At 33.1% G+C, this 15,701-nt stretch carries 17 protein-coding genes; all 17 read right to left on the bottom strand.

Annotated features, from left to right (window positions below; all coding sequences use genetic code 11):
- Positions 1-4: 4 nt before the first annotated feature.
- A complete protein-coding gene (locus tag Q4Q39_RS07540; protein ID WP_303281792.1) occupies positions 5-370 on the bottom strand; it encodes a response regulator transcription factor in 366 nt (121 codons plus the stop codon).
- Positions 367-732 carry an Hpt domain-containing protein gene (locus Q4Q39_RS07535; RefSeq protein ID WP_303281791.1) on the bottom strand — a complete coding sequence of 122 codons (366 nt, stop codon included), beginning with the start codon at positions 730-732 and terminating at the stop codon, positions 367-369. Before Q4Q39_RS07535 ends, Q4Q39_RS07540 begins: the two co-directional genes overlap by 4 nt.
- Before the next feature lie 787 nt (positions 733-1,519).
- Positions 1,520-2,449 carry a DUF3078 domain-containing protein gene (locus Q4Q39_RS07530; protein ID WP_303281790.1) on the bottom strand — a complete coding sequence of 310 codons (930 nt, stop codon included), beginning with the start codon at positions 2,447-2,449 and terminating at the stop codon, positions 1,520-1,522.
- Positions 2,450-2,513: 64 nt separating this feature from the next.
- On the bottom strand, positions 2,514-3,020 hold the full coding sequence (locus tag Q4Q39_RS07525) for a DUF2480 family protein (RefSeq protein WP_303281789.1): 507 nt from the start codon (positions 3,018-3,020) through the stop codon (positions 2,514-2,516).
- 80 nt (positions 3,021-3,100) lie between these two features.
- Entirely contained in the window at positions 3,101-3,427 is a 327-nt protein-coding gene (locus Q4Q39_RS07520) for an SUF system Fe-S cluster assembly protein (RefSeq protein WP_102756453.1), read from the bottom strand.
- Positions 3,428-3,526: 99 nt separating this feature from the next.
- A complete protein-coding gene (locus Q4Q39_RS07515) occupies positions 3,527-3,949 on the bottom strand; it encodes a SufE family protein (protein WP_303281788.1) in 423 nt (140 codons plus the stop codon).
- A 38-nt stretch (positions 3,950-3,987) separates the two neighbouring features.
- Positions 3,988-4,416, bottom strand: a complete 429-nt coding sequence (locus Q4Q39_RS07510) for a hypothetical protein (RefSeq protein WP_303281787.1) — start codon at positions 4,414-4,416, stop codon at positions 3,988-3,990.
- A gap of 43 nt (positions 4,417-4,459) precedes the next feature.
- Positions 4,460-5,674, bottom strand: coding sequence for an aminotransferase class V-fold PLP-dependent enzyme (locus tag Q4Q39_RS07505; RefSeq protein ID WP_303281786.1), 1,215 nt, complete (start codon positions 5,672-5,674; stop codon positions 4,460-4,462).
- An 82-nt stretch (positions 5,675-5,756) separates the two neighbouring features.
- On the bottom strand, positions 5,757-7,070 hold the full coding sequence (gene sufD, locus Q4Q39_RS07500; protein ID WP_303281785.1) for a Fe-S cluster assembly protein SufD: 1,314 nt from the start codon (positions 7,068-7,070) through the stop codon (positions 5,757-5,759).
- A gap of 154 nt (positions 7,071-7,224) precedes the next feature.
- On the bottom strand, positions 7,225-7,977 hold the full coding sequence (gene sufC / locus Q4Q39_RS07495; protein WP_303281784.1) for a Fe-S cluster assembly ATPase SufC: 753 nt from the start codon (positions 7,975-7,977) through the stop codon (positions 7,225-7,227).
- 9 nt (positions 7,978-7,986) lie between these two features.
- Positions 7,987-8,331 carry a hypothetical protein gene (locus tag Q4Q39_RS07490; RefSeq protein ID WP_303281783.1) on the bottom strand — a complete coding sequence of 115 codons (345 nt, stop codon included), beginning with the start codon at positions 8,329-8,331 and terminating at the stop codon, positions 7,987-7,989.
- 170 nt (positions 8,332-8,501) lie between these two features.
- Positions 8,502-9,953: a Fe-S cluster assembly protein SufB gene (sufB, locus tag Q4Q39_RS07485; RefSeq protein ID WP_303281782.1), complete on the bottom strand. Its 1,452-nt coding sequence runs from the start codon at positions 9,951-9,953 to the stop codon at positions 8,502-8,504.
- Positions 9,954-10,001: 48 nt separating this feature from the next.
- The gene (locus Q4Q39_RS07480; RefSeq protein WP_303281781.1) at positions 10,002-10,331 is read right to left on the bottom strand and encodes a HesB/IscA family protein; all 330 of its coding nucleotides are present in this window, start codon (positions 10,329-10,331) and stop codon (positions 10,002-10,004) included.
- 836 nt (positions 10,332-11,167) lie between these two features.
- Positions 11,168-12,187: a cytochrome-c peroxidase gene (locus Q4Q39_RS07475; RefSeq protein WP_303281780.1), complete on the bottom strand. Its 1,020-nt coding sequence runs from the start codon at positions 12,185-12,187 to the stop codon at positions 11,168-11,170.
- 46 nt (positions 12,188-12,233) lie between these two features.
- Positions 12,234-13,004, bottom strand: a complete 771-nt coding sequence (locus Q4Q39_RS07470) for an MbnP family protein (RefSeq protein ID WP_303281779.1) — start codon at positions 13,002-13,004, stop codon at positions 12,234-12,236.
- A 4-nt stretch (positions 13,005-13,008) separates the two neighbouring features.
- On the bottom strand, positions 13,009-14,355 hold the full coding sequence (locus Q4Q39_RS07465) for a hypothetical protein (RefSeq protein WP_303281778.1): 1,347 nt from the start codon (positions 14,353-14,355) through the stop codon (positions 13,009-13,011).
- Positions 14,356-14,367: 12 nt separating this feature from the next.
- On the bottom strand, positions 14,368-15,645 hold the full coding sequence (locus tag Q4Q39_RS07460; protein WP_303281777.1) for a choice-of-anchor B family protein: 1,278 nt from the start codon (positions 15,643-15,645) through the stop codon (positions 14,368-14,370).
- Between the last annotated feature and the right edge of the window lie 56 nt (positions 15,646-15,701).

The following is a 15,701-nucleotide window of genomic DNA, read 5'->3' as shown; positions in this document are numbered from 1 at the left end:
GTTTTTAGTTTAAAAGCCTTTTTACTCTAATTATTAATTCATTAGGACTAAATGGTTTGCCCATAAAATCGTTCGCCCCCAAATTAAATGCTTTAATAACCATTTCTTCCTGACCAGCAGATGAGAATACAATAACTGGTGTGTCTGAATCTAATTTTAATCGGACGTGACTTATTACTTCCAATCCGCTAACAAACGGCATCATAATGTCTGTTAAAATTAAATCAGGGCTTTCTTTTTCAATTAAGTCTAAAGCCTCTCTGCCGTCTTGTGCCATAAACAATTCGTAGCCCTCTTTCTCTAATCTAAACTTCAATAACAATGAAAGCGTCGAGTTGTCTTCTGCTAAAACAATTTTCTTTCTAGTCATTCTTTGATTGATTTAAGTTCGATTAGTATTTCTCTTTTTACTTCTTTAAAAAGAGTTAAACACTCTGTAACAATTGGACCAGTAGTTTCTAAGTTTTGTTTGTTTTTAAAATTAGACTCTAATTGAAGTATTATGGATTCTAATTTAAAAATACCAAACATACTTATGTTTGGTTTTATCTTGTGGGTCGCTTGAAAAAGCAAATACCAGTTTTTATTGGGAAACTGAAGCGTTAAAACGTCTAAGTACTCATCTATAAGTTCGAGAAATAGTTCCATTATTTCTTTAATAATGGAAACATCATCAAACGTGCTTTCTTTTAATACATCTAAATCTATGTATTCATAACTCGATTTAACCATAATTTCCCCTTAAATAATTAGAATTTTCTTTCAAATACGATTGCAATATATGAAATTATATCGATTAAACGCAATAAAATACGACAAATGGATTTAAAAAGTAAGAAATGTATGTTGTAAATGTAGTCTTTATAGTGCTGTTGGAAGGTTTGTTTTTTAAGAAAAATGACCTTAATTTATAAGATTTATGCTATTTTTTTATAAAAAAGGATGTCTCTTTAATTCCTTAATACAATAAAGAGGTCAAAAAAGATAAATAAAAATTGAATGTCCGGAGCGCAGTCAAAACCTTCATGTTTAATGAGCTGTTTTAGTTCTCGACAAGCTACACTTGCTACTTTCGCTACAAAATATATTTTATAACTCAGTAATGCTACCATTGACGTTATTTTATAAGTGGTTAATTTAAAGCTATTTGTCAGAGCCTTTCGACTTCGCTCAAGACAGGCTAAAGCGAAGAATCTTTGGATAAATTTCTAGAGATTCTTCAGTCGTTCCTCCTTCTGAATGACATCCGATAACGTCATTTCATACGCCTGATAAATTTTTTTTCTAAGGTCTCGAACGGACAAAAGCGTACTTTTGAAGCGATTTTATTTATATGCTATATTTATTTAATACCATTTCTACATCCAAATGACCGTAATAAAACGCTCTTTTCTCCTTTCTACTTCAACATAAAAAGAAACCGTAACTAAGGCTATGCTTTATCTTTCTATTTTGTATAAAGAAAAAAATCATCATTTTCTTTTACAGTAATTTCAATGCAGAAATGGTATAAGTATGTTTAGAACTTATAGTTTAGTCCAAACATCCAATAACTTTGTAATTCATTATCAACATCTTCGAAAGAAGTTGCTGTAGGTGGCGTTTGAGCCAAAGCATAATTAAGTGCTTCTTGTTTATTGCTTCTTAATCCAAAATCAAAACCAACACCAATCATCTTCCATATAGTATATCCGAAAGAGTTTGTCCAGGTCCAGTTTGATAAGTTAGAACTCTCATAACTTTGAAACATTGAAAAGTTTGTTTTAAAGCTAATGGCTTTTATTTGTTTTGTATAGTCTATAAGAACTTTTGCTCCTAAAGAAGATTCAAAAACGGTATCTTCTTTACTAAAAACAAAGTTGTAGTTTCCAGGGTGTACTACTACAATAAGATCTTTTATTGGTGTCCAGGTGACACCAACACCTAAATCTAAATATCCAGGATCGTTAAAATTACTTAATACAGTTGTTCTGTATTCACCCAATCCAGAAAGTGCTAATTTGTCACTTAGTTTATGTCCATATAAAGAGGAGATGTTAAAAACGTCTGTTGCTTCTTGAAATGAGTCACTATCAGTTGGGTCATCTTTGTCATCTAATTTAACCCAAGATAAGTTTACATTAGCAGCATTTCTCCAGAAGAATTTTTCTTTATTTAAATTAGCAAAAGCATTAACAGTGAAACCAATATTTCCTGAATTATTATTTGGTTTCGCTTGTGCATACCAATTTTCAAAGCTAGATATGCTACCTCCAATAATACCAAAAGCACCTATTTTCCATCCTGGTAACGCATCTATTTTTGCCTGAATGGCATCCACGCGCCCTTGAATTGCTGCAATGGAATCTTTTTTAGGACCTTGAATGGCTTTTAATTCTTCTAAAGTTTCTTGTGAATGTGTTGAAGTAATTCCAATAAAAAAGGTGAGTAATAAAAATAATCTTTTCATGTTTAGTTTGTTAAAATTTGAATTAATAGTTAGACACTTTTTTACAATTAGGTCACAGGGAAAATTATTTATTTTTGTAAAGAGGAACGGAAGAACAAGCCTCTCCATACATAATAGATTTTGCGTAGGGTCTTAGTTTATTCGCAAGTATAATATAGGCATTTTGTGGTACTGGTTTTTTAGAACAGCCTTTTATAATGATAGGTTTGTTATTGAATTCGGTAATATCCAGTTGATTCAAAATGTCTTGGTATATGGAAGTTTCCAGTGTTTCTAAATCGCCTATGACGATCTTTTTTGCGTATGGTTGTAAATGAATGCTAAGAAGCATATAAGCCCATCCTGGAATGATGGCATCGCTACTACATGTTAAGGCTACATAGCAATCTTGATATTGAGTCCAATCAAATTCTGAAGCTTGATTTCTAAAATCTTTTTCACGTAACACAAAGCCTTCATACAACCAGTTTTTAATATCGAAAAGAACCCGTTGTCCTTCAGGATAGTAATCTTCTAGGTCTATAGTGACTAGTTTGCTATTCGCTACGCGATTTATAATTTCGTCTTTCAAAAATATAAGTTGTTAAATTATTTTGATATGTCTACCAGAAAATACGACTGGACACTGAGACTGATTACTGCTAACTGTGCTTAAAGCATTCCTAGTTCCAATTTAGCTTCCTCGCTCATTAATTCCTGCGTCCAAGGTGGGTCGAAGGTGATTTCAACTTCGGCACTTTTAACATCGTTCAAAGATTTTACTTTTTCTTCAACTTCTAATGGCAACGTTTCTGCAACTGGGCAGTTTGGAGTTGTTAAGGTCATTAGTATTTTCACATCGTAATCTTCGTTAACAAATACGTCATAAATTAAACCCAATTCGTAAATATCAACTGGTATTTCCGGATCGTAAATAGTTTTTAAAACGTTTACTATTTTTTCGCCTAAGGCGTTTGTATCTATTGTTGTTTCGCTCATAATTATACTTTTTTTCATTTCCGTGAAAACGGAAATCTTATTTTAATTCTTACTCTTACTTGAGATACTTCGGCTGCGCTCAGTATGACATACGGGAAATCAATTAAGTTGTGTTTGGTATGCTATGGCGTACATTTTAAGTTGTTTTACCATGCTTACTAAACCATTGGCTCTTGTGGGAGACAAGTGTTCTTTTAAACCAATTTTATCTATAAAATCTGTGTCGGCATCAATAATATCTTTTGGGTGCTGATCTGAAAAAGTACGTATTAAAATAGCTATGATACCTTTAGTGATAATAGCATCGCTATCTGCTGTAAAGGCTATTTTATTGTCTTTCATTTCGGCATGTACCCAAACTTTACTTTGGCAACCCTTAATAATGTTGCTGTCCGTTTTGTATTGGTCGTCTATTAAAGGTAAATCTTTACCTAAATCAATCATATATTGATAACGTTCTTCCCAATCATCGAACATTGAGAATTCGTCTATAATTTCGTTTTGTATGTCTTCAATAGTCACAATAACAATTTTATACAAAAATACAACAAGAAAGTTTCCTATTCAATGTTTTCTGAAATAGATCGTATTTCTTTAACAAGTTCCTTTATTTCTTTTGGCGGATTTCCATGGTCGAAAGCTTGTGTTTCATATGTTGTGCCATTGTAAATTATTTTTAATCTTGCGATAGCAGCCCCATCGAAAAAGCGATTTTCTGAAGGTGCTTTTAGATTCGGTATATTTTCAACATCAATGAGTTTGACGGCTTTTAAAAGGGTCTTCCAATGTGCTTCACTACATGTTTCAACTTGTGGTGTTTTACCTCTTTTATCAACAACAGAAATAGTCTTTTTATTGATTTTAATATTTTTATATTGACCTCTTGATTGTGTCGAATATTCAAATGAAATAGCTTCTTGGTCTATATTTAATTCTGAACAGCGATTATCTACAAAAACCAGAGTTAATAATATAAAAACGTATTTCATAGGATTTGATTTTATATGGACATTACAAAAAAGAAGCCAAAATTTATAATAGCATCATTTTTGCTTTTTTTACGCCTTCAACTAAAGCATCAATCTCTTCCTTTGTATTGTAAAATGAAAAAGAGGCTCTAACAGTTCCAGGGATGCAGTAAAAATCCATAATAGGTTGTGCACAATGATGCCCTGTACGAACAGCGATTCCTAATTTATCTAAAATAGTTCCAACATCGTAAGGGTGTATATTCTCTAAATTAAAAGAGATAACCGATGTTTTGTTCTTGGAGGTTCCATATATTTTTAAACCATCTATTTCCAGTAACTTTTCTGTAGCATAATTTAGCAAGTCGTTTTCGTAAGCAGCTATAGCATCAAAGCCAATACTGTTCATATAATCGATAGCAGCTCCAAAAACAATACCTCCGGCAATATTTGGAGTACCAGCTTCAAACTTATGTGGTAAATCTGCATAGGTGGTTTTTTCAAACGTTACTTCGGCAATCATTTCACCTCCTCCTTGATAAGGTGGTAATTTATTTAACCAAGATTCTTTTCCGTAAAGCATGCCAACTCCTGTTGGACCACACATTTTATGAGCTGATGCTACATAAAAATCAACGTCTAATGCTTGAACATCTGGTTTTATATGTGGGCAAGACTGAGCGCCATCAATTAAAACGGCTGCACCAACTTGATGTGCTTTTTCTATAATATATTCAATAGGGTTGATAGTTCCTAAAGCATTTGATATATGATTTACAAAAACAAGTTTTGTGTTTTCAGATAATAAGTTATCGAAGTCGCTCATCACTAATTCACCATGGTCATTCATTGGAATGACTTTGAGGACGCCTCCAGTGCGTTCACATAACATTTGCCACGGTACAATATTACTATGATGCTCTAAAGCTGAAACAATAATCTCATCCCCTTTTTTTAAAAGGGCAGAAAAACCATTTGCTACTAAATTGATGCTATGTGTTGTTCCGGATGTTAGTATGATTTCATGCGAAAACTTAGCATTAAAGTGTGCTTGTATTTTATGACGTGCTTGTTCGTATAAATCGGTTGCTTCCTGACTTAAAGTATGTACACCACGATGAATGTTAGCATTGTAGTTGGAATAATAATCTACAATAGCATCAATAACTTGTTGTGGTGTTTGTGATGTTGCAGCATTATCGAAATATACTAGGGGTTTACCATTTACTTTACGTGAAAGAATGGGGAAGTCTTTTCTTATGTCTTGTACGTTGAACATGGCTTTTTGTTTAGTCTGGATAGTGTAGTCTTTTGATTTCGCTCAAGAAGATGCAGCGGGTAGCGGGGAATGACAAATAATTTTATAAGTCGAAACCAAGATTAACACCTAATTTATTCGCAATAATCTTTGTAATACGTTGTTTCATTTCGGGAATTTTAACCGAGCTTAATACGTTATTACTAAAGGCATACATTAAAAGTGCTTTGGCTTCTTTTTCTGGAATTCCACGCGAACGCATATAAAACATAGCACTTTCGTCTAATTGTCCAATGGTACAACCATGCGAGCATTTAACGTCGTCTGCAAAAATTTCAAGTTGTGGCTTGGTATTAATAGTTGCTTTATCGCTTATTAAAATATTGTTGTTTGCTTGAAATGCATTGGTCTTTTGTGCTTCTTTTTCAACAATAATTTTACCATTGAAAACACCCGTTGAATTCTCTCCAAAAATACCTTTGTAATCTTGATGACTTTCGCAATTTGGTTCTATATGATGCACTAATGTATTGTGATCTACGTGTTGTTTTTCACCAATAATAGTCACGCCTTTTAAGATAGAATCAATGCGTTCTCCTTCTTGAAAGAAGTTTAAGTTGTTACGTGTTAGTTTTCCACCAAAAGCAAAGGTATGAACTGATGCAACACTTTCTTTCTTTTGTTTTATAAAGGTATTATCTATTAAAGATGCGTTCGAATTATCGTTTTGAATTTTATAATAATCAACAATAGCACGTTTATTTGTGAAAATTTCGGTAACACTATTTGTAAGTACAGGGTTATCGTTTAAACTTTGGTGTCGTTCTATAATTTGAACATGTGAATTCTCATCAACTACAATCAAATTTCGAGGTTGTAACATAGTTGCCGATTCATTTCCTGTTGAAAAATGGAGAATCTGAATTGGTTTTTCTACCAATTTGTTCTTAGGAATATGAATGTAAGCACCCTCACTTGAAAATGCCGTGTTTAGTGATGATAGGCTATCTTTTGTTGCTGCCTTATTGAAATAGTTTTCAATTAAAATGCGGTACTTAGGTTTTGTAAGTGCTGATGACATTAAGCAAACATCTATTCCGTCGTGAGTTGTTTGCGATAAATGAGACGAATATTTACCGTCAATAAATACAATTTTATAGGTATCTATATCGTGGATAAAATATTTTTTAATGTCTTTATATTCTATAGCATTTTCCTGTTGAGGGAATACACTATAATCTTCTTTCAATATTTTATTTAAAGAGGTATATTTCCAGGCTTCTTCTTTTTTTGAGGGAAAGCCTTTTTCTTCAAATATTTTGATAGCATCATTTCTTACATCGTGCACATAGCTATCAATGTCTACTTGATTTTCAAATACTAAAAAGGATGATAATAATTTTTCTTTTAAATCCATTTTCTCAGTCTTCAGTGATCAGTCTTCAGTAAGCAGTCATAAGCGTTACCAAATCTGTGTAATTTATTGCTGTTTTATTTTGAATAGAATAGTAAGAGTAATCAGGGTTTGAGTAAGCAAAACTGCCAACTGCTAACTGAATACTGCGGACTAGCTATGCGTTCACTTCTTCTTTAATCCAGTCATAACCTTTTTCTTCAAGCTCATGAGCAAGTTCTTTAGTTCCAGATTTTACAATTTTGCCATTGTATAATACGTGTACAAAATCTGGTACGATATAGTCCAGTAAACGTTGGTAATGCGTAATAACAACCACCGCGTTGTCTTTATTTTTAAGCTTATTTACACCATTTGCAACAATGCGCAAAGCATCTATATCAAGACCAGAATCTGTTTCATCAAGGATCGCTAGTTTTGGTTCTAGCATAGCCATTTGAAAAATTTCGTTACGTTTTTTCTCTCCTCCAGAAAATCCTTCATTTAAAGAACGTGATAAAAATTTTCTATCAATCTCTAAAAGTTCAGACTTTTCACGAATTAATTTAAGCATATCTTTTGCAGGCATGTCTTCTAATCCTTTAGCTTTTCTAGATTCGTTAATAGCCGTTTTCATGAAATTGGTAACAGAGACACCAGGGATTTCAACTGGATATTGAAACGATAAAAACACGCCTTTGTGGGCGCGTTCTTCAGCAGCTAACTCATCAATATCTTCACCGTTAAATTCAATATTACCTTTAGTTACTTCATATTCTTCTTTTCCTGCAATAACAGAAGCCAATGTACTTTTTCCAGAACCATTAGGTCCCATAATGGCATGTACTTCACCTGCTTTTACTTCAAGGTTGATGCCTTGTAAAATGGTTTTATCTTCAACACTTGCGTGTAAATCATCAATTTTTAACATAGTTTTTATTTACTTCACTAGTTTTACAACGTTGTTATCTTCTTTCTTCGGTGCTGTTACGTTTAAAATTTCAACAATTTCAACCTTATTTTCCCAAAGTATTTTTTCGTCTTTTTTATTTGTAATCCGTCCTCTAATTTCTACAGGAACCATATCTGTGGGTTCTGATTTAAAGGCCTCTGCTTTTTTGTTTAGTTCGTGCATTTTATCTGTAACTAAAACACCATAAATCTCATCCTGTGTTTGTAATACAGCAGCGCCATCATAGTAAACAAATTCGCCTTTTATTATTTCACCTTTTTCACAGCTTATAAATACTGCCAGAAGTATTGCGATAAAAAATGCTTTTTTCATTATAAAATTTGGTTTTAATTTGATGAGACACTTCGACTGCGCTCAGTGTGACATTTCGTTAAAATTTATCTTAGTACTTAACAAGAGCTTATTTATTATTTTTTAAGGTTTTGGAATATTCAGTTAAGGTGAGCGAACTGCAAACTGTGACTGAATACTGCAAACTACTTTTACCCAACACTTCCTTCTAAACTTATTTCCAATAATTTTTGAGCTTCTACTGCGAATTCCATAGGAAGTTTATTTAATACTTCTTTACTAAATCCGTTTACAATCAAAGCAATGGCTTTTTCTGTATCAATACCTCGTTGATTACAGTAGAAAATTTGATCTTCACCAATTTTACTAGTGGTTGCTTCGTGTTCTATTTTAGCCGATTTATTTTTTGCTTCTATATATGGAAACGTGTGTGCTCCACATTCGTTCCCCATTAACAAGCTATCACATTGCGAAAAATTACGTGCGTTTTCTGCTCTGGAATTTATTTGTACTAAACCACGATAGCTATTTTGTGATTTACCTGCTGAAATTCCTTTTGAAATGATAGTCGATTTGGTGTTTTTTCCCAAATGAATCATTTTTGTTCCAGTATCTGCTTGTTGATAATTATTAGTTACTGCAATTGAATAAAACTCTCCAACAGAATTATCACCTTTTAATATACATGATGGGTATTTCCATGTAACTGCCGATCCTGTTTCAACCTGTGTCCAAGAGATTTTCGCATTTTTTTCGCACAAACCACGTTTGGTTACAAAATTGTAAACACCACCTTTGCCTTCGGCATTTCCAGGGTACCAATTTTGTACTGTTGAGTATTTGATTTCAGCATCGTCTAAAGCAATAAGCTCTACTACAGCTGCGTGTAATTGATTTTCGTCTCTACTTGGTGCGGTACAACCTTCTAGATAACTTACATAACTCCCTTCGTCTGCAATGACTAATGTTCTTTCAAATTGCCCAGTACCCGCTTGGTTGATCCTAAAATATGTTGATAATTCCATTGGGCATTTTACTCCTTTAGGGATGTAACAGAAAGAACCATCACTAAATACAGCACTGTTTAAAGCAGCATAAAAGTTGTCTTTTTGAGGCACAACTGTACCTAAATATTTTTTGACTAATTCTGGGTGCTCTTTTATAGCTTCAGAAATACTCATAAATATAATGCCTTTTTCTCCTAAGGTTTTCTTGAATGTTGTTGCTACTGAAACGGAATCTACAACGACATCCATAGCGACACCAGCAAGTTTTTTTTGCTCATCTAAAGAGATACCCAGTTTTTCAAAAGTTGCCAATAACTCTGGGTCTACTTCATCCAAACTATCATATTTAGGTTTGCTGTTTGGTGCGGAATAATATGAGATACCTTGAAAGTCTGGTTTTTTATAATGTACATTTGCCCATTCTGGTTCGTCCATTTCTTTCCAAACACGAAAAGCCTCTAATCTCCAATCGGTCATCCATTGTGGCTCTTCTTTCTTTTGAGAAATAGCACGTACAATATCCTCATTTAAACCATTAGGGAACGTATCTGATTCTATATCAGTATAAAAACCATATTCGTATTCTTTGGTTTTAAGTTCTTCCCTTAAATCGTCCTCTGTGTATTTGTTACTCATTGTTCTTTTTGGTTATGCCTTCCCTTTGGGAAGATTTAGATGGGCTTTTTAAAGTGAAAATGATTCTCCACAACCACAAGTGCGGTTTGCGTTAGGATTGTTAAATACGAACCCTGTTCCATTTAATCCTCCGGAATATTCAAGTGTTGTTCCGATTAGGTATAAAAAACTTTTTTTATCAACGATAATTTTCACATCATTATCTTCAAACATTTTATCATTTTCTTGATTTTCTTTGTCGAACTTTAGATCGTAAGATAGCCCAGAACAACCACCACTCTTAACACCTACACGTACGTAGTCTGTAGAAGGATCATAGCCATCATCTGTCATTAATTCAATAACTTTCTTCTTAGCTGTATCAGAAACTTTTATCATATTATTTTTTAGTTTAGATTTAGAAATGTGCTCATACATGATTTAATTAAGACAGTTTCTAAATAAAGTACAAATATACAATATAAGTCATGGATTACCATATAACCTAACATTATATTAGTATATAGGTTTATAGGTTTTTCTTATCAAAAAATAAAGAGCTTAATTCAAAGCTCTTTATTGTGTTTAGGGATTCTAGGGTTTAATTTATTAAACCATTCTTTTTACTTTTGCAATAAACAAAGTGTTCTGTTTCTGTTTTACCTTTACAATATCTCCATTTTTGTTAAACTTAAAATAGTTTTTGCAACACTTACAAATCAATTTAGGAGTGTTAGTATTTGTTTTATTCAGACGAAAATAATTGTGTCCAAAAGTAGAGCAAAATAGGGCTGAAGTTACATTGGTTTTCATAAGCCTGACATTTTTTAGAATTTTAAATTAAGTAAAATCTTACTTATATGAAAGAAAAATTCTAATTTTTTAACTAATAATAATGAATTTTGTGGGCTTTAACCTGTTAAAATAAGCTTTTGTCGATGAAAGGATAATTATTAAAAAAAAGTAAAAAGTTTTTAATTTAGTATAACTTTAATCAAAAATTAGTATCTCTCAGCTTTTAAAAGTTTGAGGTTCATATAGTATTTAACATAGAATTCATTTATTCTATCTACATGTAAATAGTTATGCCCAAATATGGAACAGAATCTATACTATACGTTTTTTATAGATCATGATATGCGAAATTTAGGGCTGAAAATGTCATAAAAAATCTGTGAAAACTGATTAATTTTTAATGATCATTTAAAAGATGGTTTTATACCCTAATGGAGCGTTTATTCATTTGAAAAGGCAGGATTATTTATAAATTCAAAATCAGATAGAGATAGTAAAAAGGCTTTCAAGTCTGTCTTATCTTGAGTTGAAAGCTGTGCACCGCCTTGTGCTACTTTTTTCATTAATGGATCAATAGTCGGAGAGTTCTGCAAACCTTCACTATAATGATTTATAACCTCGTCTAGTGTTTCAAATCGACCATCATGCATGTATGGCGCTGTAAATACTAGATTTCGTAATGAAGGGGATTTAAATTTTCCATTGTCAGCAGGGTCTCCGGTAACTTTACCTAAACCTAAATCAGTAAAAGTAGCATCTAGACCATTATTATGAAAAATATTATCTGTCCACAAAGGGTTTTTATCACTTCCATGACAATGAAAGCAATCTCCTTTTGTTTCATCCATAAACACATTAAAACCATTAAGTTCTTCTGGTGTTAAAGTTGCCTCGTTTAAAAGGAACTTGTCAAATTTTGAATTGGAAGAAATTAAAGTACGTTCAAATTGAGCAATGGCTTTAGTAACTAATGTGGAATCTATAGTTGTGGTTCCAAATGCCTGTTCGAATAAATTAGGATACTCTGAATGTTGTTGTAATTTCTGTTCTACTTGCATCCAAGTATTATTCATTTCTAAAGGATCTGTTACTGGCTGAAATGCTTGGTGTTCTATCCCAAACACGCGACCATCCCAAAAGAATTTTTCATCGTAATTCCAAGCTAAATTAAATAAAGGCATGGAGTTACGATTGCCTAAAAGACCATCTATACCATCGCTAAATCTGTCGGCATCAGAAAATGCATTTTCTGGGGCGTGGCAGTCTGCACATGCCTGTGTATTATCTGCTGATAATATGGGGTCGAAAAATAGTTTTTTACCCAGAGCGATTCCTTCAACAGTTTGAGGATTGTCAGTGGGAATAACAGGTGCAAGTATATTGTCTTGAAAAAACGGAGGGATTTCTAATGGACTTGGGACGGGTACATATTCATTTACGCTTTCATTTGAACATGACATACAAATGAAAAAAAGCAGAATATAATATAAAATCCATTTAAACATTTTATTGATTAACAGTGTTTAAGCTAAATACATTTTGTCCGTTTTGAAACATCATCACTTGCGCATTAAAATTAGGCATCAGCATATTGTTTAAAACATTCAAATCCCAAGTGTTTGGAGTTTTAAACCATTCAGCAATATTCATATCGATTTCAAAAATTGCATTGTTATTGATTGTAACTTCTCCCAAATCAACTTCAAAAAAAGTATTTTCAAAAACTTGTGTTGCGCCACTATTGTCTACAGCTCTTATAGCATGATATGCATAGCCTGTTTCTGTAGTTGTATTGTCAATAAATTTACCTTCTAATTGCATGTAATGATAGCCGCCTCCTAACATAGCTGGAACGTTCCAGGTTGCAGAGTTTAAATCAGGATAATTGTTATTATAATTAGCCTCATTATTAAAACCAAAAGTAAAAAATACGTTGCTATAATCTCCCGTTGGAATAGTTGTAACTGGTGAAAAAGAAAGGTTTGTGCTATTAGTAACATCTACTAAATTATAACCGTCAAGAACGACTATTTCTCCATCAGATTTTTGAAATGTTATGTTTGAAATAATGTATCGTAGCTTTGTTATACTTAATTCCTCACCATTAGCATTGGTGTATTGAATGGTATTAAAATTAGTATTAGTAACATCTGTTGCATCCCAATTATGACTGAAATTGAATGTAACATTTGCTTGAGACACTTCATCATCATTGTCTTTACCACAGGACGATAATGTGATTAAACTTAAAATGAATATGAAGCGTGTTTTTCTCATCTTTTTATTTTATTTTGAAAATTAATAAATCTGTGAACCCTTTATTGTTTGGAATGTCGATGTTTGCGCTATTAGATTCTCCAACAACGATAACGCTTCCGTCGTTAAACTCTATAGCATCATTAGCAAGATCAATGTCGGAACCTCCAACAGTCTTTTGCCATTTTAAATTTGCATTATCATCAATTTTTGCAATCCAGGCATCATTTTGTCCATTATTATTTGAAAGGTCTCCGTTAGAACTTCTAGAGCTACCAGAAATTATAAACCCATTGTCTTGAGTTTTAGAAATGGAACGACCAACATCAAAATTGCTACCACCAAACGTTTTCTCCCAGATTAAATTTCCTGTTGGTGATATTTTAATAACCCATAAATCGGCGCCGCCTCTATTAGTTGAAATGTCAGTATCATCACTTCTGGTATCTCCAACAATAATATAATTACCATCAGATGATTTTGTGATGGCTCTGGCTTCATCGGTTTGAGATCCTCCAAAAGACTTTTCCCAAACTAAACTGCCCGTATTGGATATTTTAATAACCCAAAAATCGTATGATCCTTTGTTTCCATTTATATCAACGTCGTCACTGTCTGATGAACCTACAATAATATAGCCATTATCGTCTGTTTGGATAGCATCGTAAGGTGTATCTGTAAACGAGCCTCCAAAAAATTGACTCCATTGCTTTTCGCCAGAAGTATTTAACTTAATTGCCCAGTAATCACCACCGTCATGTTTACTTGATGAAATAGATTTACTGTTTCCTTCTCCATTTGAAGCCGAAACATCTAAGACACCAGTTAAAAGATAACCGCCATCATTAGTTTGAATGATTGAAATACCATTATCCGCTCCCGAAAAGCCAAAAGATTTTTCCCAGGAAACAGATCCAGAAGCATCTAGTTTTGAAACCCAAAAATCATTAAAACCACTATTTTCGATAACATCACCATCATTACTTTTACTATATCCCAAAACGGCAAATCCACCATCTAATGTTTGAATAATATCACTACCTCGGTCATCATCACTACCGCCATAGGTTTTTTGCCATTGTAACGTGTTGTTTTGATCATATTTTAACAACCAATAATCAAAAGAGTCATTCAGTTTATTTGAAACATCACCATCGGAACTTTGTACGTATCCTAAAATGGCATAACCACCATCTGAGGTTTTGGTTATGGATTGTGCACTTTCGTTTTTTGAGCCTCCAATAGTTTTTACAAAAGCTAGTTCCTTTTTTGTCGCATTGTCTGTTTCATTAGATGAGTCATCATTATTAGAACAGCTGCAAAAAAAAGCAATAGCAATTACTAGTAGCGCGTTTGTTTTTGAAGCTTGCATAGAGATCTTTTATTAAGAGCCACTTTTTTTAATAATAAATAAACCTCTTTCAATATCACTTACAATAATATTGCCGCTTGGTAAATACGGGTAAACATTCCACGCTCCATTAAAACCTGTATTATCATTTTCTGGATGGGTGTCAAAGAATCCTATTTCTGTCATAGTACTGCTTGCAATTCCCGAAATATCTATCATGCGCACGCCAGCTCTATAGCTAGCTTGATAGAATGTATTGCCTTTTACGTATCCGTTATGATCGATTGCTGTTGATGCACCTAGATAATCCATGTGGTAGCTTGGTGCATCTAAATCAGAGAAGTTAAAAACAATGGTACGTGTGTTGGTGCCAATATCCCTTTCGTCTGTTTCATCTCCCAAAATGAAATAATTTAAGTCTTCTGTAAACCAGCCTTGATGTGTGTATCCTACGTTTGAGTAACTTATATCAGAAATTTTTATTGGATTGGATTTGTCGGTTACATCGGCAATAACAACTTCATTTTCATTACTACCTATTAATATTTCGCGTCCCGTATAATCTGTGTCTGGTCCATTATAGGTGATAACTTGAGCATCATGAGAATAGCCTCCTTCACCAAAACCATCTTCAGAAACTGGAGACGTAGGATTTTGAATATTTATAAATAATGGGCCTCCAGCAAATGTCCCACTTCTATTAGTACCTACGATATAGGCGTACCCACTAACATCATTAATTACGATATTATGCGCACTTCCAAATTCGGTAAAATGAGTATCGGGAGTAAATGTTTCAGGTGGATTGGCAACGTTTCTCAAACGTGTTAAATCAAATACCTGCATGCCATGGTTTCCTGCATTATCTGCTACAATAAAGGCATGGTCATTATAAACTTTTACATCGCGCCACGGACTACTTACCGTAGCGGTTGGAACATTTCCTAAGTATATTGGATTATTTGTATCAGAGATATCAACAAAAGACACATTTGTATCTGTGGCCATTAATGCATATTCCTTATCGGTAACAGGATCTACCCAGCCCCAAGAGTCATTTCCTTCTTTGGCTCCAAAAGTACTTATAGGCATTTGTGCCATTAAATCATAGTCACTACAAGGATATATCCCTGCAAAACCATTTTCACATGGAACAGATGTATTTTCATTAGGTGTATTTGTATTTGGTGTTTCTGTTTCATTTCCAATAGGTACATTATTATCTCTTTCACAAGATTGTGAAGCTAAAAATAATAGAAAACCAAAACCAAATAGCTTAATAAAACGAATACTTTTTTTTAAGTAGTTCATATTTGCAATTTTTTTAATTAATCTTTTTCGAAGTATAGAATTTGTAAGGATTTCAT

This window comes from Flavivirga amylovorans (assembly GCF_030540875.1).
In the GTDB taxonomy this organism is placed as follows: domain Bacteria; phylum Bacteroidota; class Bacteroidia; order Flavobacteriales; family Flavobacteriaceae; genus Flavivirga; species Flavivirga amylovorans.
Note: the sequence above shows the minus strand (reverse complement) of the source record. Positions and strands in the feature narration are given on the sequence as shown.